Below are 18,316 nucleotides of genomic sequence, written 5' to 3' on the forward strand. Positions count from 1 at the left end.
CATGCCGCCCTAGCCCGGATCGCCGCGGTTACCCCACAGCAGCGGATGGAAGCACCGGGAAGCCATGGATCTGGTGAGGGAGCAATGGCAAAAGGCCGGCGCGAGGAGTATGAGCAGAGAGCCGGATTAAGCTCCTGAAAAAATGAAATTGAAGAGTATAAGCGGACAGATCTATAAATTATAAGTTGAATAGTATAAAAGATATTATTTTAAATTGGAATATGTAATCGGTAAATTGCCAGATAAGAAAATAAAGTTTTAAAAGAAATAATTTTGGATAACAAAGTTTCGACGGAGTAATTAGTTTCCGCAATTTGAATTCATCCGGTCATAATTTCATTAATTTGTGATTTCGCTAAAAATAAAAAAGGCTGTAAGAAAAATCTTACAGCCTCTGCTTTTGTAGCGAAGACGGGAATTGAACCCGTGACCTCAGGGTTATGAATCCTGCGCTCTAACCAACTGAGCTACCTCGCCGTTTTGGTGGTGCAAATATACAAAAATATTTACTCCCTCCAAATTTATTTTAAATTAAAATATTCCAAAACATCAGCAACATGTTCTGGTTTATTGATTATCTTATTGTTAGCATCTAAAATAAAATACGTTGGTGTTGCATGAACATTGTAAGTATCGACGTAACTACTGTTCCAGCCTTTCAGTTCAGAATCGTTTACCCAAGGAAAAGCTGCAATTTTTTTTGAGTATGAATCTCTGTCTACATCCATTGATAACCCTATGACCTGAATATTTCTGGATTTAAGATCATTGTACTTTACCAGCAATTTAGGCAGTTCCTCTTCGCAGTGCGAACAGGTAGACGACCAGAAAACAATGACTTTCTTATCAGCTTTTATATCATAAAGTGATTTTGCATTTGTATTGGCAGGCGTCTGAAATTTATAATTGGGAAATGCTGCTCCAATTTCAACATTGGCATTGGATTTCAGGGTTGATGCCAATCTATCAGTAATGGTACATTTTAGATTTTTAGCAAGACTTAAATATTTATTTTTAAATTCCTGCATGTCATAGACATCAAAAATATCAATCAGCTCGGAAAGAACGGTTTGTCCGCGGGGTGTTTCAACTTTTAACCGATTCAGCAGTTTGTCTACAGAGGCTCCTACATTGGTATTCCCTCCCGTATTAAGGTAAGAAACCAGAACAGGCCTTAACAGAGACGAAGTTTCCAGCATATCATTTGACTTATCAATGAAATTGATAATGTCATCCTGACTGGCTTTTTTTGCCGGATTATTAGAAAGGAACTTGCTGTAATTCGTATTGTAATAATAAATAAAAGGATGCTGATTCTGGTCTATTCCCTCAGAACCTCCGGAAAGCCGGTTAATCTCGGTTTTGAGAGCTTTACCGAAGTCGGTATTGTCTTTATAATATTCTTTGATCTGGGATAAGGCAGGAAGGATAAGTTCTTTTTTCTGCGAACCTTCCTGGAATTTATTGATGATTTCATTGGCTTCGTCAAGGTAAATGATATCCTTTACTTTATTTCCCTGAGTCTCAAGCTTGACATTTACATTCTTATTTTCAGAAATAAAGTTGAACGTATTGTTTGAACTGGGAAAATAAACCTTCATCATTCCCATATAGTTTTTGGGATACTTAAATGTCCAAATGTTATTCTTACTCTGCTCTTTGGTAACGATGATATCTTTTGATCCGTTCAGAATATATAAGATTGCATCTTGGTCTTTAAAATCAGCAGGAGCCTGAATAGTGACAGTAAACTGTGCCTGCAATGAAAATGCTGCTAAAAAAGCTGAAATCGTAAATATCTTTTTCATAGGGTAAAAATAAAAAAACTCTCCGACTAATCGGAGAGTTTAATATTATTTTAATAAATTTTATGCTTTTCTGCTTGTATATTTTTTAGTAAAAAATACGATAAACATTACTGCAATAATTCCCAATGCATATACATACATGTCGATCGGAGAAGCTTGTGCTCCTGGCCCGACAGTCCCTCTGCTTGTTTCACCGGAATTTGGCGCGGGTGGCATCTTCTGTGCACTGATCAGAAGAAAACCAAAGATTAGAAAAAAAGCTGAAACTAGTTTATTTATTATTCTCATATTTATTATTTTAAGATTTTGGTATTAACAGTTTCTCCTTTATCAGAAACAACTTTTACTACATAAGAATTTTTAAGTCTACTATCAAGTTCGATTACAAAATCGGTTGATGTGTTAACTGCTTTTCTAGTAATAACCAGCTTACCGCTCATATCATAAACCTCAATATCTGCTTTTTTCCAGTTAGGATCGAATCTAACAATGTAGTTCTCAATTGAAGGATTGTATACAACTACTGTTCTAGAAGGAGATTTGGTATCATTGGTTGCCAACACGATATTGCTTGGCTCGCCATAATACAGATCATATTCAGCTCCGTTTACAGGAATTACAGCTCCCTGAAGGGCAGGCTGAACCGTTCCGTTCTGTGATTTATAATAGAAACCTGTACCTGAAGATAATGTATGAACACCATCAGTAACAGGACTTCCGTTTTCTCTAATTTCAAACTTATAAGACTTTATCGTATTAAGATCAAAGTTTTTCATCTTAATATTTTTGCCTTTAAAAGTATTTTCATTAGCCTCATTGATATATAAACGATATTGTGACATATAATTAGGATCAATACCACCTGTTGGAGCTTCTTCGTAAGTACCTAAAATATCAGAAACATCTACAGTTACTTGGCTTTTTGCATCGTTTAAAGAATGTCCGGTAGTTCCGTCAGGATAAACAACATAATATGTTCTTGCGATTTCGTTACCATTTACATCAAGACCGATAACACCTAACTGCTTGTAAGTAGCCGAAGATGTATTCTTATTAGCTGTTACACTATAACTGGTTGATGAATCTCTTGTATAATAATTAAATCTTCGAAGTGTAGAAAAATTAAGTTGATCCGCTGCTGTATTATTTCTTAATTTAATAACGAAAGTTCCCATTGGTCTTACCATCATATAATCAAAATCGCCAGCTACGGGATTACCTGAGCCATCAAAAGTGATGTATTTATATGCAGTACCGCCTGACGTCAATGTACCTGCAGAACTTGTCTGTACCGCATTTGGTGAAATTTCAAGTCTTACACCCTGAATTGTCGTTAAGAAATTACCATCACCATTAGCTTCACTTTTTGCAATCTGTGACAAATCAAGATTCGTTAAGAACGGATTACCGAATTGATAAACGTTTTTACCATAGGTTCCAACCCAAGGTGTTGTTTCAAATTCATCCTGAATATAGGTATAATATTTTTCATTATACTCATTAACTGCATTCCCGTTCGTTCCAAAACTCACATTAGTTCCAGCACCCTGAAGAGTCTTTATGGCACCAACATCGGTAAGAGGTCGTCCTTTGACAATTCTCGTTGTATTGCTTACATCAAGGCCTAATCCTCCTAACATATAATACGCAAATCCATCAAGACCTATTCCAAACTTGTAATTGACCCCAAACTTCTTCGGCACTACATTGATATTATCATTCCAAAGAACTTCATTTTTTGAACGTCTAACATCTGTAAATGTCTTACCTAGTTCAGCGCTTAATGTGGATACCGTCTTGTCATAAAAAGGCATACCAATCTGTTGATAGGTACCATGATTAACGGCTCTGAATTCCTGATCCACAATACCTGTAATATTAGCTTGAGGAATACCTGTTATAAACAACTGACCGTAAGTATACGTTGGTGTTGAAGAAGAACTGTTGATATTATAGGTAGAATATGCGGTAGGTTCATTAAGTTTGTTGATAAAGTTCCCTCCACCAGTGGTTTCGGTTTTATCAGCATTTCCAGTAGTTATGGTTTTAAAAGAATCTGTGGAAGTACCCTGAACCATGAAGTTCCCATGATTTTCAATCTTACCGGTACCTCTCATCTGTAATCCGCCTCCACTGTAAACTAGTGTGCCTTTACTCACATACGTAGTAGCATTATCGTCTACATGTATCAGAACATTCTGCGCCTGAACAGAACAAATGGCTGCTAATAAGCCAATAGCAAATAAACTTTTTCTCATTGTATATAAATATTTGTGTGTTAATACAATATCTCAATGGCAAAGGTATACCTTTTTTACTAAAAAACAAAAATATTTTATCGATTAACAAAAATATTATCTTCCGTTAATGTGATTTCTTTTTCTTCCCCTATTGAGAACATGTAATCTTCCAGGACTTTTTCGGTAGTTCCTCTCAGACCTCTTGCTCCAAGGCCTTTCTCCATTGTTTCTTCCACAATCTTTTCTACAGCACCGTCCGTAAAAACCAATTGGGTTCCATCCATTTTGAAGAGCTCGACAAACTGGTTCACAATGGAATTTTTAGGTTCCTTCATGATTCTTACCATAGTTTCTTTTGTAAGTTTATCAAGATAAGTGATGATTGGAAATCTCCCTAAAAGCTCGGGAATTAATCCAAAGGAACGCAGATCGATAGCATTAATATTCGTTAATATATATTCATCTTCACCGGTTTTGTTGATTTTTTCAGAGCTGAAACCGATAGCCTGCTTGTTCATCCTTCTTTCGATAATCTCTTTGATCCCGTCAAAAGCCCCCCCTGCAATAAACAGGATATTCTGGGTATTTACCTGAATATATTTCTGATCAGGATGCTTTCTGCCTCCTTGTGGCGGAACATTCACAATGCTTCCCTCAAGCAGCTTCAGCAATCCCTGCTGTACGCCTTCTCCGGAAACGTCCCTGGTAATACTCGGATTATCGGATTTTCTGGCGATTTTATCAATTTCATCAATAAAAACAATTCCCTTTTCCGCTTTCTCCACATCATAATCCGCTACCATAAGAAGCCTGGAAAGAATACTTTCCACATCCTCCCCTACATATCCGGCTTCCGTTAAGATTGTTGCATCAACGATACAGAAAGGCACGTTCAGTTCCCGAGCAATGGTTTTTGCCAGGAGGGTTTTTCCCGTCCCCGTTTCACCGATCATGATGATATTGGATTTTTCAAGCTCGACTTCCCGGTTCTCTTCCTGGGCATGAAGAAGCCTTTTGTAATGGTTGTAAACCGCAATCGACAATTGTTTCTTTGCCTGATCCTGCCCGATGACATATTGATCAAGGAATTCCTTGATTTCTTTAGGCTTTTTCAGTTCGTTTATATTTTCTGCCGGCGCATATCCCGATTTGGATCCGCTGTCTTTTACAATGGCATGTGCCTGTTCGATACAGTTTTCACAGATAAAGCCGTTCTGTCCGGAAATCAGCATCTGCACTTCATTTCTCTTTCTTCCGCAGAAAGAACATTGGTTTGAATTCATTTTTATATAACTATAATAAGGTATAGATAAAAGAAACCCGTAAAATCAGTTTCACGAGTTTCTTGTTATTTCTAAGAATTTATAATGGAGTTCCGAATCTTGGTATATTCTTCACCCGTAAGTTTTAGCCGATCATTTTTAAAGTTCATATCTTCCACTTTGTTTAATGGAATGAGATGAATATGGGCATGGGGCACTTCCAATCCTACCACGGCCACGCCTACCCGTACACAAGGTATTGCTTCTTTTATTTTTCTGGCAACCTCTTGAGTAAAGCCCCAAAGGTTTTTATATTCTTCGCTTTCCAGATCAAAGATTAAATCCACTTCTTTTTTAGGAACCACTAAGGTGTGTCCTTTTACCAGAGGCATCGCATCCAAGAAGGCAATAAAGTTTTCATCTTCAGCTATTTTATAAGAAGGGATCTCGCCGTTGATGATTTTTGTGAATATGGTGCTCATTTTTAATAAGATAAGAATCTGTTATAGGGTAATATCCAATACTTCAAACGACAGCTTGTTGCCGTTCGGTAAGGTGATGTCTGCCGTTTCTCCTACTGCTTTTCCCAGCAAGCCTTTAGCGATGGGTGTATTTACCGAAATCTTTCCGGCCTTCAGGTCGCTTTCGTTATCCGGAACCAGGGTAAATACCTGCTCCTGATTGGTAGCATTATTTTTAAGTTTCACGGTGGTAAGGATGGAAACTTTTGAGGTATCCAACTGACTTTCGTCTATGATTTTTGAACCCGAAATAACGTCCTTCAGCTTGGAAATTCTCATTTCCAGCATTCCCTGAGCTTCTTTAGCCGCATCGTATTCTGCGTTTTCAGACAAATCTCCTTTATCTCTCGCCTCAGCAATCTGCTGGGTAATTTTTGGTCTTTCTACAGTTTCCAACTGCTCCAGCTCAGCTTTCATTTTCTCCAGCCCCTCCTTTGTAACATAGCTTGCCATAATTTTCAAAATTTAGTTTTAGTATAAAAAAATAATCCGACATTTGCCGGACAATGTTTTCGAGTTGTAATCGTTTAATTTTTACAAATATATAAAAATTTAAATTCAAATGAAAAAAAGTTTGTCAATATTATCCATCATCACATTATTGATTTTCAGTAATTTATCCATTAATTCCTGCGGAACCCGCGAAGATACCGTAAGTTGTTTCCCGACCAACCCGATCAATGTAAGCTTAAACCTCAACCTTCCCGCTTATTACAATCTGAATCAGGTCGGCGGATGGGTCTATATCAATGAACAACAGTCCGGAACAAGAGGACTTATCGTCGTTCGGGCATCGGATACCACCTTTAAAATATATGACCGGAATGCACCGCACATCTGCCCCGACAACAATACGACGCTTGAAGTTCAGGACAACATCAGGGTAATCTGCCCGAAAGATAATGCCCAGTGGATTTTACTGACCGGGCAGCCGACGGCCGTGGCCAATGTTCCGCCGAAGACTTATCTTTATAATTATGATCCGGGAAGCAAACTATTAAATATTTATTATTAAAAATGAAAGTTGTCGTACAGAGAGTTTCCGAAGCCAGCGTAACAGTAGACGGACAAGCCGTAGGTGAAATCGGGAAAGGGCTGATGCTGCTGATCGGAATTGATGAAAATGATGAAAAGAGTGATGCCGACTGGCTGGTCCAGAAAATTCTGAATTTAAGAATCTTCGGCGATGAGGATGACAAGCTGAATCTTTCCCTTCAGGATGTACAGGGAGAAATTCTATGCATCAGCCAGTTTACGCTGATTGCCGATTACAAAAAAGGCAACCGCCCGTCATTCATCAAGGCGGCAAAACCCGATAAAGCGGTTCCTCTTTTCGAGTATTTCAAGGAAGAAATCTCAAAATCCGGGTTAAAAACCGAAAGCGGAATTTTCGGGGCCGACATGAAGGTTTCGTTAATTAATGACGGTCCGGTTACCATTGTGATGGATTCCGTTACAAAAGCTTAACTTCGCAAAAAATATTTATATTCAAAAATGAAAAAAACCTTAATTACCCTGGTTCTTCTTACGGGAGCAAACCTTGCCTTTGCTCAGAAATCATATACCGACGAGCAGAAGGCTTCTTATTATATCGGTCTTGATATTGCCCAGAACATGAAAAGACAGGGCTTCCCTGCAGATGCCGAACTTATGGCACAGGGAATCAAAGATGCTTTAGCTGACAAGCCGACGCTTTTCCCGAAAGAAGAAATGGGAACTTTCCTGCAAGGCTTTATGCAGAAGCAGAATGAGAAAAAGCAGGCAGAAGCCAAAGTAAAGGCAGAAGAAAATAAAAAGAAAGGTGATGATTTCCTGGCTAAAAACAAACTGAACAAGAACATCAAAACCACAGCCAGCGGCCTGCAGTATGAAGTTCTGAAAGCAGGAGACGGCAAAACAAAACCTACCGCTGCCAGTACGGCAAATGTAATGTATACCGGAAAGCTGATGGACGGAACCGTATTCGATTCTACGGATAAAAACGGCGGAAAACCCATTGAGCTGAACCTGTCGGGAGTGATCCCGGGATGGACGGAAGGGATCCAGCTCATGAGCAAAGGAGCAAAACACAGATTCTATATTCCTGCTAACTTAGCTTACGGAGACAATGGTGCCGGAAATGTAATTCCTCCGGGAGCCACCCTAATCTTTGACATTGAGCTTGTGGATTTTAAATAATATCTGCAAAATATCTATCAAAAGCGCCCTTCAAATCATTGAAAGGCGCTTTTTTAAAATAAACTTTTATAAAAAATTAATTAGCAGGCACACTGCTGAAATTCAGTGCTACCCTAAGGTTCATATCTGAACTTGTCTGATTTTTCAATTCATAGACCGTTCTTACGGTAACACCGTTACTTTTTACCACACTATCCAGGAATCCCGTGTTTTCGAGATCCAGGGTGATGCTTGCAGCGTCGGTGGAAATATTGGATCTTGAAGCCACCAGCCTCTCTCCGGTCCCGTTCGACGAAATATACACTTTAATGGACTTAAAGGCATTGAGCGATCCGCCCGCAGGAGAGACGACAGACACCTTGGCATCCGAAATCCTGACGTCTTTAATTCTTGCATCATTGTTTCCTCCGAACCAGGTCTGGATATTGGAAGCGGTTGCCGTGGAAGAAACTTCCTTATCAGCGGGAACGCCGGTAGAGACCAGCACATTTGCCGTATAAGGAAATGTATTCTGAACCAACGACTGCACGGTGCCGCAACTTACCAAAGCTGCTGAAGCTACTGCCGCTGTCAAAAATATATTTTTCATAATGATAAATTTTAAATTTTGTTTGCAGAAACTGTACCAAATTAAAAATTACTCCACGCTTACGGTAAAACTTCCTTTCGTAGTGCCGGATGCCATATTGCTTTTCCCTATGATCAGCCATACTTCTCCTTTTCCTGTCACCTCATAAGTAATTTCCCTTCCGAAAGGTCCGTCATAATCGCCGTTCGGCAGTTTGATCTGGTTGAAACGGATGTTAAAATCCTTAACGTCGGTTGAAATTTTCGCTTTAAGGTTCTGCTGATTGAAATTGGTAATCTTCAGAATAAACTCCTGTCCGTCTTTTGTAAATTCTTCCCCAAGCTTAAAAGGAAGCTGTGCGGCATCGGCCGTCCGGATAATTTGTCCGTCTTTCTCGTTTCTCATTACCCCTCTGCTTAAAACCTCTTTTGTCTTGGGCGCATTATTGACAATGGAATCTTTCATTTTTACGGCTGCCGAATCTGCTTTTTCTACAGGGGATGCCTGTTCTGAAACCACCATTGAATCCCTGTTCTCCGTTTCCGTAATTTTCGGTTCTTTTTTACAGGAGATTATTATCAGCGGAATGAGCAATAAGGACTTTTTCATAATATGTCTTTTTTAATTAAACCTTTTGGCTTTTTGAATATACGGTGCAGCGAAAATTATTCCAACCGTATGTTTAGATTGTTTTGAACGGTTATTTTGACGGTAAGGTCCCGTAAAACAATACACTGGAAAGAAGCGTTTCATTTTGCTGTAATTTTACATGTTCTGAATTTAAAATTTCGGATTTTAACCGGTAATCGCTCTTCTCTTCCGCATATTTCAACAGCTGCTTTTCACTGAAATTAACCTGCGTGCGGTGGTAATCTAAGGCGAAGTCTTTCCGTTTCATGTTTTCTGCGGTGATGATTCCGCCCCAATTGATGTAGCTGCAGATCAGGATCGTACCGTAAACATACCAGGCCATTGTATTGAAAAGAAAGGCATTCCTTTTCCTGAACTGTATTTTAATAAACGTCAGAACCAGTCCGACCAGTGAAAGGATCAGGAAGGCATAAACGCCGAGCCTTTTGTAGGTAAATCCGTGATTGATGATGTACTCCGAATTTTTAACCATGGCAGAGACAATGAGCACGGCATTCAGGACAATCCAGATCTTAGCCAATATTTTCATGAAACGGGCTTTGGGATCAAAATTAAATCCGGATTTAAAATAAAACATCATGACCAGAATTGACATCACGATGGACATGATCACCGAGTTTACCCGTTCATGGGTTTCTTCCGAAAGCTGCACCGACGTTTTTGCCGATTCGTAGAATTGTTCGTAATTATAGGTAACGATGAAGAATAACAATAAAATATTTAAAGTAAATAAAGAAATGACGCCACTCATCCTTTCGGCATCCAGATCAAGAAAAGAATAGGTCGGCTTCTGAACAATTGCCTGTTTAAAATCATTATCCAGCACACGGTTGCTTTTATAGATAAACCGTTCTACCGCAAAGTTCCAGTAATTAAAGGCAATGAAAAACCCCAGAACGATCATGGCCACTAGCTGCCAGAAATCAATGTCCAGCTCCACATTCGTAAACAGATTGGCAAAATGGTCGCTGCCGGCTGCATAAATTCCGAAAAATACAGAGATCAGGATCATCGGGATAAGTACGAAAGCCAGCGTTTTCTGCCATAGTCCGGGAACATGTCTTTTAGGAAGCCAGTCATCGAAATTAAAAATCCTGATAAATGAAGTAAAGAAATTGGTAACGAAAACGGGAAGCAGCAGCAGGATTTTCATCTTGCGGTTCCGAGACAGGTAGCTCAGCATCAGGAGCGAAGCAGTAACAGCCAGAAACGACGGGAAATCTCCATACCATGCAAAAGCAACGTCTGAAAGAATGCTGGCTGTAAAAAGTAAAACAAATGTCTTAGTTCTTCTTCTTTTCGGTGTTCTGAAAAAAGTCAGGATCGCATAAACCGATCCAATGATTCCGAGATTGAACCCCACACTCTGATCGTAGAACAGGATGACAAAAAGAAGGGTGGTAAGAAATATATAATGATGTGTTTTCATAAGGTTGTTTTAAAATTAAAAGGTGCAGTTGATGACTGCCAGAAAATAAACAATGCTGATCGGGATGTTCAGCAGCATCAGGACAGCAGAATTTCCGTGCGGCTTATTATCGGTGATATTTGAAATGAAAGAAACAAATTCATAAAAAAATACAATAATATTGATAACGGCTGCTGTCAAAACATAATAGAATCCGATAGTCAGCAAGACTTCGCTTTTAGTTAGTAAAAAGCTGATGAGAATCAGGGTTCCCAAAGCAAAAGAGAGATAAAACACCGTTTTTCCTTCCGTACTGAATCTTATATTTCCCATATTAATGCAGCACTGTGGTATTTTTCTGTTGGATAAAGTCTTTCAGATGTTCGAAATTCTGCCAGAGTAAAGCTTCAAAATCCCAGTGGTAAAAAGGCCGCATGCTTTTGCCTTTTTGATAGGCCTTTGCATAAATCCTGAAATACTCCGGTAAAATCAGGCTTCCCAGAACAACAGCAGCCAACAAATGGGCATTGAGTTTTCCGTTTCCCAACAACAGGAACTGCATCGCAATTTCGTCCTCGAAATGGGTTCCGCAACCGGTAATTAGGTGATGAACATCATGGTTTTCCATTTTCGGAATCATACTGAAACCGTGTTTTTTGTAAAACTCCCCGAGCTTTCGCCCCAAGGAATCTTCCCGGAATTCCAACAGCTGTTTTTCGGTAAACTGCCACTGTCTTTTCTTTCTCTTAAAATATTTCCGGTAAAGCTTCTGGGTTTTATCATACACAAAAAGCAGAAAGCGGACGCGTAATTTTTTCATAGTTGATCGATTTTTAAAAATTTGATAGTTAAATAGGTTTGGCAATTTGCCGGGAGGGATACCCTCCAAAAGAAAATTTCTGGTGTTACTCACTGTCTCATTGATAATTTTCATTAAATATCAATAAGGCATCCGTAGATAAAGGCGATCGGAATATTGATCAGCAATAAGGCCGCTTGCTTCAGACATGATACAAATTTTAACTGATGTATCAGCCCATAAATCATCAGAGCAAAAAACACGAATGTATTCATCAGGACAAGCAGCCATAAAATCAATCCGCTGAATACTACGAATTCATACATAAACCCAGAGTACAGGCTAAAAAACAGAATGGTTACGACAGAAAATGATAACCAGAATACGGATTTCCCGATTTTTAAAATACGATGGTCAGTCATTTTATTCCTGTATTAAAGTAAACACCGTAATTTCCGGACGAACCATAAACCTGACCTGAAAAGAATGTCCCAAAGCACGGTTGACATAAAGCATTCTGCCGTCTTCCAGATCAATTGTTCCTGAACTGTACCTGCGGTTCTTCACCGGCAGAAGCGGCGTGATGACTCCGGGGATACGGCACTGCCCGCCGTGGGTATGGCCACTGAGAATCCATCCCTGGTAACCGTTCCAGACCGGTTTGTCGCAGGCATCGGGATTGTGGCAGAGCACAATATTGGCTTCTGACGGATCATGATTCCCCATCACTTCCTCAGGATTAAAGTTCTTTGACCACAGATCATCGAAGCCGATGAAATTTAATCCGTGACTTTCCTGCCGGGTATTCCTCAACATGGCAATTCCTGAATTTTCTGCAATTTTACAGATTTTATCGGCCACATCATTTTCTTCCCAGTCGGCTCCGTAATCATGATTTCCGAGAATACCGAAAGTTGCCAGGCTTCCCAGAACGGCGTGCTTCATTACCTGTTTGAGATCTTCACGCTCTGTCAGGTTTCCGTGATTTACAAAATCGCCTGTGTATACTACAAAATCAGGTTTGTATTTTTTAGCTTTTTCAAAAGAATCAATGAGGAAATTCCAGTCGAAACGGGTTCCGACGTGCAGGTCCGAAATCTGCATCAGGATTTTTCCTTCCAGCTCCCGGGGCAGGTTTTTAACGGGCAGCTTCTTGTCCACAAACTCCAGCCAGAAGGGTTCGACCTGCCAGGAATACAGCATCGGAAAAGCCCCGATGGCTGAGATTTGCAGCAGCCTTTTTAAAAATGTTTTGCGGTTCATTGGATTTCCATTTAACTTCCCGCAACAGGGCTTCCGAAAATTCCGACAGCCAGCTCGATCCACACCAGGGCCAATACCAGAAGGATTGCAAAGCATATCAATAATTTGGAAAACCGTGTTTTTTCTGACCTCATGACCAGATTGACGAAGAAAGCCGTTCCGAACAGCAATACCCCAGCGATAAGAAAATCAGACGGTGACCAGTTCCACCCTTCTGCAAAAAGGTTTCCGAAAAATGCCGTAAGGATCAGCAACGCCGGTACGGCGAAAATAATCTTTGTTTTTTGTTTGTTTAAAATCATAATTTGTAGTTTAAATATATAAAAGTACTTTGTTTTTCAAAGTAAATTAATAAAAAATATAGGCATTACCGGCCAATCAGTTTTTCCAAAGCATTCAGATGCTCGCTAAAGGCTTCCCTTCCGCTCTGGGTTACCCGGTATGAGGTTTTCGGCTTTTTGCCCACGAATTCTTTCTTCACTTCAATATAGCCTGCCTTTTCCAATGCATTGCTGTGGCTGGCCAGATTGCCGTCCGTAATCTCCAGGATGCTTTTCATTTCGGAAAAATCAACCCAGTCGTTCACCATCAGAACGGACATGATGCCCAGTCTTACACGGCTTTCGAATTCTTTATTGAGTTGATTTATTTTTATCATTTTATTTAATCTTGTTGTCTGATATGCTCAAGCATAATGACTTTGTTATCGGCAAACTTTACAATCAGCTGATGGTCCGTAAAACCAAAGCCGGTACTTGTTCCTTCGTAATACTGCCAGAATTTTTGCTCTTTGTCTTTCAATTCAGGGCTACCTAAAATTTCTCTTACTTCCAACGAATCTTTATCAATCAGTAATCTGCTGTTAATAAGGTCATCAACCATTTCATAATTATAAGTTCCGTTTTCCGTTCTTGTATTGGCCTGCCATATAACTGAATCAAAATCTCTGCTTCTTTCTCCGGTTGCACTTAAAATCAGAATGAAAACAACCAGAAAATAAATAACCGGAGCAATAAAAACAGCGAGAAGGATGCTTTTAAAAAACCGCTTTTTCCTGTTTTTAAACACCATCAAAAAGATGCCGAAGATAAAAATGGTCAGGATCAAAATAGTTAAAAAAACTGAACGGTCCATTTATTTATACTTCTTATGCATAATCAATCCATACACAATATGCAGCATTCCAAAACCGATGGTCCAGAAAAGCAGTCCCCACCCCGGAAAAAATAAGGAGACCAGGCCTAAGACAATCTGGCAATATCCCAGATATTTTATATCCGTCAACGTATACCGTTCCGCACTTACCAAGGCCAAACCGTAAAAAATCAAGGTAGCCGGGGCAACAAATACGAAGAGATGATGGTATAAAAGCCCAAGGCAAAAGAAGCCTCCCGTTACCAGAGGAACAGCAAAAGTAACCAGAAGCCGTTTAGTAGTGGCATCCCAGATCTTCAATCCTTTCTTCTTGCTTTTATTGGCTGTAAAAAGATAACCGCTGAGCACTGCAGTTATTAAAATCACTGTTCCAATTAAAATAAGTTCTTTTACCAGCGAAGGTCTGAAAAAATTCCTTTCTCCGTCGAAATAATCGATTCCTTCCCTCTGAAAAACAAAATACACATATACTGCGCCAACTACTGCTGCCAGACCGGCAACCACTCCCGATAGCCCGCTTAATGAAATAAACCGGGAAGAACGCTCCATCATGGAACGGATATGTGATAAGTCTTCGTGATAGTTTTTTGATTCCATAAAAAGAACTTTGAATTACAAAGTTATTATTTTTTTCGATAGTGCAAAATATTTTTTTCAAAAAAATAAAAAGGTGAATGGTTAATTTGCTTTGCTGGTGAAATTTTTAATTAATGTAAACTCAAAGTAGAAATCGGATTAAAGGCTGAAAGAGGAATGCTGGAAGTTTTTAAAAAAACATCGGACAGAACGCTTCGAATATCAGAGTCACTTTTAAGCAGGTTTACAATTTATACCTGAATTTATCATGGTTTAAACAAATGAGTACAAAAACCGCCAGAAATCCGGCGGTTTCATTTTATAAAAAGGTAAAATTATTTTGCTCTCAGTCTTTCTTTAATTGCTCCGATGCTTTTCTTTGCAGAATCTTCGAGAATCAGGCTGGCACTCATATGAATCCTGGCCGGCATCAGTTCATTGAAATGATCGGTTCCTTCCCAAGACACTTTTTTAATCAAAGCTAAAGCTTCGCTGCTTCTGGAAGCCAGGGTCGAGAGGAATTTCTCCAGTTTAGCATCCATTTCTTCAATATTTTCAGAAACTGAATGATATATATTATGCTGTTCCGCCCAGTCCGCCGATCTGAAGTCGGCATCGATGGCCATCGCGGAAAATTGTGATTTCCCGATTTTTCTTTCGACATAAGGTCCGATGACAAAAGGCCCGATACCCAGGTTAATTTCCGTCAGAGCCAAAGCTGCATCTCTCACCGCAAAACAATAATCGGCTCCGCAGGCGATCCCCACGCCGCCGCCGGTAGTTTTTCCCTGAACCCTTACGACTACGATTTTACCGCAGTTTCTCATGGCATTCAGGACTTTTGCAAAACCTCCGAAAAATTTTGTCGATTTTTCAAGCTCTTCAATCTCCAGCAATTCATCAAAACTTGCCCCGGCACAAAATGCTTTCTCACCTTCACTTTTGATGAGAATGGCCTTTACCTCTTCTTTTGCTCCTTCTTCCAAAATGGTTTGTGCCAGTTTTTCAAGGATGGCTCCAGGAAGGGAATTGCTTTTCACCGTTCCGAATGTAATTTCGGCGATGTGGTTTTTCAGCTCTGATGCTACAAATTCGTTCATTTTTAATTTAAGTTGGATTTTTACAAAAATAGGAAAGTTCTGAGAAAAGCAACAGGCTAATTTGTACCTCTGAAAAATTTGTAACAACCGAGTGAATTAAATTCTTAAAATTTTGTTAATTATATTATTATATTTCTTAGATTTGAGAATTAATATATCTGTATTCGTTTTTGTTTTTCAGATAATTAAGTTTAAAAATCAGACTTATTATAAAATTAAATAAATTTTCATCACCATTAAGTAGAAATACGTAATCTTAAATTTAGTATTTCTACGCTATTATAAAATTTGTATTTGCTGTTACTTTGGCTTGTCGATAAGACATTAATTTTAATACTAATGGCGGTATCCGAAAAGCCAGTAAGAGAGTAGGAATTTAAAACTGAAATATATTATCATGGACGAAGAATTGATGGGAACTATTAAAATGTTTGCGGGAACTTTTGCGCCGGCAAACTACATGTTCTGTAACGGCGCGCTTTTAAGCATTGCTCAAAATTCAGCCCTTTTTTCAATCATTGGAACAACGTACGGAGGAGACGGTATTTCTACATTTGCTCTGCCTAACCTTAACGGACGTGCTCCTTTCGGCGCAGGAAATTCCGCAACAGGAAAGAGTATTAACCTGGGAGAGGCTGCCGGAGTTCCGCAAACCACGCTTTTGGCAATGAATCTTCCAAGTTTTGCCAGCCAGCTGAAAGTGGCCAATACCAATGCCAACAGCATTACCCCTTCAACCAGTTCCGCTATCGCCATCACCGGACAGCCGAATGGAAGAGAATTTGACGCAATTCCGAGCTTTGTAGACGCAGCTCCTGATACCGTAATCGGTACAGGTTCTGTAACATTTGCAGGACAGAATGTTCCGGTAAACACCATGCCTCCTTACCTGGGAATGAATTACATTATCTGCGTTCAGGGGATTTATCCTTCAAGACCGTAAACTTTAAAAATTAGATTAATTAAAATTTTATCATCATGGACGAAGAATTATTAGGAACCATAAAAATGTTTGCAGGCAATTTTGCACCGAAAGGTTATATGCTCTGCAACGGTGCTCTTTTAAGCATTGCTCAAAACACAGCCCTTTTTTCACTCCTGGGAACGACCTATGGAGGAGATGGAAAAACAACATTTGCTTTACCGAACCTTAACGGGCGTGCTCCGTTCGGTACAGGAAATTCAGCAACAGGCAAAACGATTAATCTGGGAGAGGCTGCAGGAGTTCCGCAAACTACTCTGTTGATGAGTAATCTTCCAAGTTTTGCCAGCCAGCTGAAAGTGGCTAATACTAATGCCAACAGCATTACCCCTTCCAGCAATTCTGCTATTGCCATCACCGGACAGCCGAATGGAAGAGAATTTACCCCAATTCCCAGCTTTGTGGATGCAGCTCCTGATACAGTAATTGGTTTTGGTTCTGTAACCTTCACAGGACAGAATGTTCCGGTAAACACCATGCCTCCTTATCTGGGAATGAACTATATCATTTGTACAATGGGAATTTTTCCTTCCAGACCTTAAACATACAACAACCTAAATAATTAAAACAATGAAAAGCACTACTATTTTTGCAATCTGTAGCCTGCTCATTTCTACTTTTTCATTTGCGCAAACCAGTACCGAGCAGTTTGAAACCGAATCTGTGGCATCCACAAGTTTTACAGATAACGGTGTTATTTTCAATATAATCTCGAACGTTGGCACATTTGATATTTATTCTTTAACAAACGGCGGTTGGAACGGAACTGCTAGAGACAACAGATTTATAGACAATACAGGCACCGCTACCACAGCATATGTAAATGCTTCTTTCAGTATAAAAACAACTTCAAACTTGTTTAAGGCAAACAAGTTTTGGATATATACTGCCAACGGATTCAGTAACCAGAACAGTACAGGGACACTTACTATAACAGGAAGTCTTTCCGGAGTAACCAAATTCACCCAGACTAAAACCACAGGCTTCGCAACTTCAATAGGTGCTACCAACGGATACGCTCTGGTTGACCTGACAAACCTTAACGGTCAGAATTACTCTAATATCGTTATTGATCAGCTTACCTTAACTCTTGGCGGGGATTATCGTTATATGGCAGTTGATGCCTTTACCTGGGTAAAAGACACCGGAATTGTTCTTTCTGCGAATGATGTAAAAGCTTCAAAGAAAGAAACAGGCATTTATCCTAACCCTACGAACGGACCGATCACCCTTAAAACTGCCAACAGCGGAAAAATCGAGGTGTACAGCCAGTCCGGACAGTTGGTAAAGACCATTGAAGCACAGAAGGGCGTGAATGAAGCCGATCTTTCATCGCTTCCAAAAGGAGTTTATACTGTAAAATCTTCTTCAGAATCTTATAAGGTCATCAAAAATTAATAATGATCTACTCTGATCTTAAAAAGCGAATAACCATGAAAACCTTTTGATATCCAGAAAGATTCTAATTACATAAATGAGAATGAATCCCCTGCCTGCAGGGGATTTATTTTTGCAGACCTATACATTACATTTTACAAGCACTTTACTATTTGTATCTCGTCGCCAACCAGATTAAAACAGGAAGTAATAATCATACAGATGTTTATGATCCCAAAAGACTAATTAATACAATAAACAGGGAATTAAAATATTAAAAATTTGTTAACTTCTATTTAAAAATTCCTTACAAATGGAATTAATTATTAATTAAATAATTAATAATCAAATATTTAAATTTTAAATTACAATTTAAATTATACTCCAATAAATTTTTAATCACTAATATTAGAAATATTTATTTATAA

Annotated in this window: 23 protein-coding genes and 1 tRNA gene; 6 read left to right on the forward strand and 18 right to left on the reverse strand. The window is 39.2% G+C overall.

What is annotated here, in order from left to right; translation table 11 throughout:
• Positions 1 to 403: 403 nt before the first annotated feature.
• From FY557_RS19330 to greA, 7 genes are all read right to left on the reverse strand, one after another.
• Positions 404 to 477: transfer RNA gene (locus tag FY557_RS19330), tRNA-Met, on the reverse strand.
• A 44-nt stretch (positions 478 to 521) separates the two neighbouring features.
• On the reverse strand, positions 522 to 1,808 hold the full coding sequence (locus FY557_RS19335) for a TlpA family protein disulfide reductase (protein WP_149248869.1): 1,287 nt from the start codon (positions 1,806 to 1,808) through the stop codon (positions 522 to 524).
• Positions 1,809 to 1,868: 60 nt separating this feature from the next.
• A complete protein-coding gene (locus FY557_RS19340; RefSeq protein WP_149248870.1) occupies positions 1,869 to 2,096 on the reverse strand; it encodes a signal peptidase in 228 nt (75 codons plus the stop codon).
• Positions 2,097 to 2,101: 5 nt separating this feature from the next.
• A complete protein-coding gene (locus FY557_RS19345) occupies positions 2,102 to 4,066 on the reverse strand; it encodes a T9SS type A sorting domain-containing protein (RefSeq protein WP_149248871.1) in 1,965 nt (654 codons plus the stop codon).
• A gap of 77 nt (positions 4,067 to 4,143) precedes the next feature.
• The gene (gene clpX / locus FY557_RS19350; RefSeq protein ID WP_149248872.1) at positions 4,144 to 5,331 is read right to left on the reverse strand and encodes an ATP-dependent Clp protease ATP-binding subunit ClpX; all 1,188 of its coding nucleotides are present in this window, start codon (positions 5,329 to 5,331) and stop codon (positions 4,144 to 4,146) included.
• A 71-nt stretch (positions 5,332 to 5,402) separates the two neighbouring features.
• Positions 5,403 to 5,792: an HIT family protein gene (locus FY557_RS19355; protein WP_149248873.1), complete on the reverse strand. Its 390-nt coding sequence runs from the start codon at positions 5,790 to 5,792 to the stop codon at positions 5,403 to 5,405.
• A 21-nt stretch (positions 5,793 to 5,813) separates the two neighbouring features.
• Positions 5,814 to 6,284 (reverse strand): transcription elongation factor GreA, encoded by a 471-nt coding sequence (greA, locus tag FY557_RS19360; RefSeq protein ID WP_146940070.1) that lies wholly within the window; start codon positions 6,282 to 6,284, stop codon positions 5,814 to 5,816.
• A gap of 109 nt (positions 6,285 to 6,393) precedes the next feature.
• Between greA and FY557_RS19365 the strand changes: the two genes are divergently transcribed.
• From FY557_RS19365 to FY557_RS19375, 3 genes are read left to right on the forward strand one after another with little or no spacing between them, the layout of a single operon-like run.
• Positions 6,394 to 6,846: a hypothetical protein gene (locus tag FY557_RS19365; protein ID WP_149248874.1), complete on the forward strand. Its 453-nt coding sequence runs from the start codon at positions 6,394 to 6,396 to the stop codon at positions 6,844 to 6,846.
• 2 nt (positions 6,847 to 6,848) lie between these two features.
• Positions 6,849 to 7,298, forward strand: a complete 450-nt coding sequence (gene dtd / locus FY557_RS19370; RefSeq protein ID WP_149248875.1) for a D-aminoacyl-tRNA deacylase — start codon at positions 6,849 to 6,851, stop codon at positions 7,296 to 7,298.
• A gap of 27 nt (positions 7,299 to 7,325) precedes the next feature.
• Positions 7,326 to 8,009 (forward strand): FKBP-type peptidyl-prolyl cis-trans isomerase, encoded by a 684-nt coding sequence (locus FY557_RS19375; protein ID WP_149248876.1) that lies wholly within the window; start codon positions 7,326 to 7,328, stop codon positions 8,007 to 8,009.
• Between the two features lie 76 nt (positions 8,010 to 8,085).
• On the opposite strand, the gene FY557_RS19380 is transcribed toward FY557_RS19375, so the two are convergent.
• The 11 genes from FY557_RS19380 to FY557_RS19430 form a co-directional block, all read right to left on the reverse strand.
• Positions 8,086 to 8,598, reverse strand: coding sequence for a hypothetical protein (locus tag FY557_RS19380; RefSeq protein ID WP_149248877.1), 513 nt, complete (start codon positions 8,596 to 8,598; stop codon positions 8,086 to 8,088).
• 48 nt (positions 8,599 to 8,646) lie between these two features.
• On the reverse strand, positions 8,647 to 9,186 hold the full coding sequence (locus tag FY557_RS19385) for a hypothetical protein (protein WP_149248878.1): 540 nt from the start codon (positions 9,184 to 9,186) through the stop codon (positions 8,647 to 8,649).
• A 91-nt stretch (positions 9,187 to 9,277) separates the two neighbouring features.
• Positions 9,278 to 10,657, reverse strand: a complete 1,380-nt coding sequence (locus FY557_RS19390; protein WP_149248879.1) for a DUF4153 domain-containing protein — start codon at positions 10,655 to 10,657, stop codon at positions 9,278 to 9,280.
• A 15-nt stretch (positions 10,658 to 10,672) separates the two neighbouring features.
• Complete coding sequence (locus FY557_RS19395; protein WP_149248880.1) at positions 10,673 to 10,969, reverse strand: hypothetical protein; 297 nt, start codon at positions 10,967 to 10,969, stop codon at positions 10,673 to 10,675.
• Position 10,970: 1 nt separating this feature from the next.
• The gene (locus tag FY557_RS19400; protein WP_149248881.1) at positions 10,971 to 11,456 is read right to left on the reverse strand and encodes a Coq4 family protein; all 486 of its coding nucleotides are present in this window, start codon (positions 11,454 to 11,456) and stop codon (positions 10,971 to 10,973) included.
• A 402-nt stretch (positions 11,457 to 11,858) separates the two neighbouring features.
• Positions 11,859 to 12,698, reverse strand: a complete 840-nt coding sequence (locus FY557_RS19405) for a metallophosphoesterase (RefSeq protein ID WP_149248882.1) — start codon at positions 12,696 to 12,698, stop codon at positions 11,859 to 11,861.
• A gap of 11 nt (positions 12,699 to 12,709) precedes the next feature.
• Positions 12,710 to 13,000 (reverse strand): hypothetical protein, encoded by a 291-nt coding sequence (locus tag FY557_RS19410; RefSeq protein ID WP_149248883.1) that lies wholly within the window; start codon positions 12,998 to 13,000, stop codon positions 12,710 to 12,712.
• 65 nt (positions 13,001 to 13,065) lie between these two features.
• Positions 13,066 to 13,356, reverse strand: a complete 291-nt coding sequence (locus FY557_RS19415; RefSeq protein ID WP_149248884.1) for a winged helix-turn-helix domain-containing protein — start codon at positions 13,354 to 13,356, stop codon at positions 13,066 to 13,068.
• 5 nt (positions 13,357 to 13,361) lie between these two features.
• Positions 13,362 to 13,832: a hypothetical protein gene (locus FY557_RS19420; protein ID WP_149248885.1), complete on the reverse strand. Its 471-nt coding sequence runs from the start codon at positions 13,830 to 13,832 to the stop codon at positions 13,362 to 13,364.
• Positions 13,833 to 14,450, reverse strand: a complete 618-nt coding sequence (locus tag FY557_RS19425; RefSeq protein ID WP_149248886.1) for a hypothetical protein — start codon at positions 14,448 to 14,450, stop codon at positions 13,833 to 13,835.
• 314 nt (positions 14,451 to 14,764) lie between these two features.
• A complete protein-coding gene (locus FY557_RS19430) occupies positions 14,765 to 15,529 on the reverse strand; it encodes an enoyl-CoA hydratase/isomerase family protein (RefSeq protein ID WP_149248887.1) in 765 nt (254 codons plus the stop codon).
• A gap of 397 nt (positions 15,530 to 15,926) precedes the next feature.
• On the opposite strand from FY557_RS19430, the gene FY557_RS19435 reads away from it, so the two are divergent.
• From FY557_RS19435 to FY557_RS19445, 3 genes are read left to right on the forward strand one after another with little or no spacing between them, the layout of a single operon-like run.
• Complete coding sequence (locus tag FY557_RS19435; protein WP_149248888.1) at positions 15,927 to 16,472, forward strand: phage tail protein; 546 nt, start codon at positions 15,927 to 15,929, stop codon at positions 16,470 to 16,472.
• 35 nt (positions 16,473 to 16,507) lie between these two features.
• Positions 16,508 to 17,053 carry a phage tail protein gene (locus FY557_RS19440; protein ID WP_149248889.1) on the forward strand — a complete coding sequence of 182 codons (546 nt, stop codon included), beginning with the start codon at positions 16,508 to 16,510 and terminating at the stop codon, positions 17,051 to 17,053.
• Between the two features lie 28 nt (positions 17,054 to 17,081).
• Positions 17,082 to 17,909, forward strand: a complete 828-nt coding sequence (locus FY557_RS19445; protein WP_149248890.1) for a T9SS type A sorting domain-containing protein — start codon at positions 17,082 to 17,084, stop codon at positions 17,907 to 17,909.
• Positions 17,910 to 18,316: the final 407 nt, after the last annotated feature.

The organism is Chryseobacterium sp. SN22 (genome assembly GCF_008329705.1).
GTDB lineage: Bacteria > Bacteroidota > Bacteroidia > Flavobacteriales > Weeksellaceae > Chryseobacterium.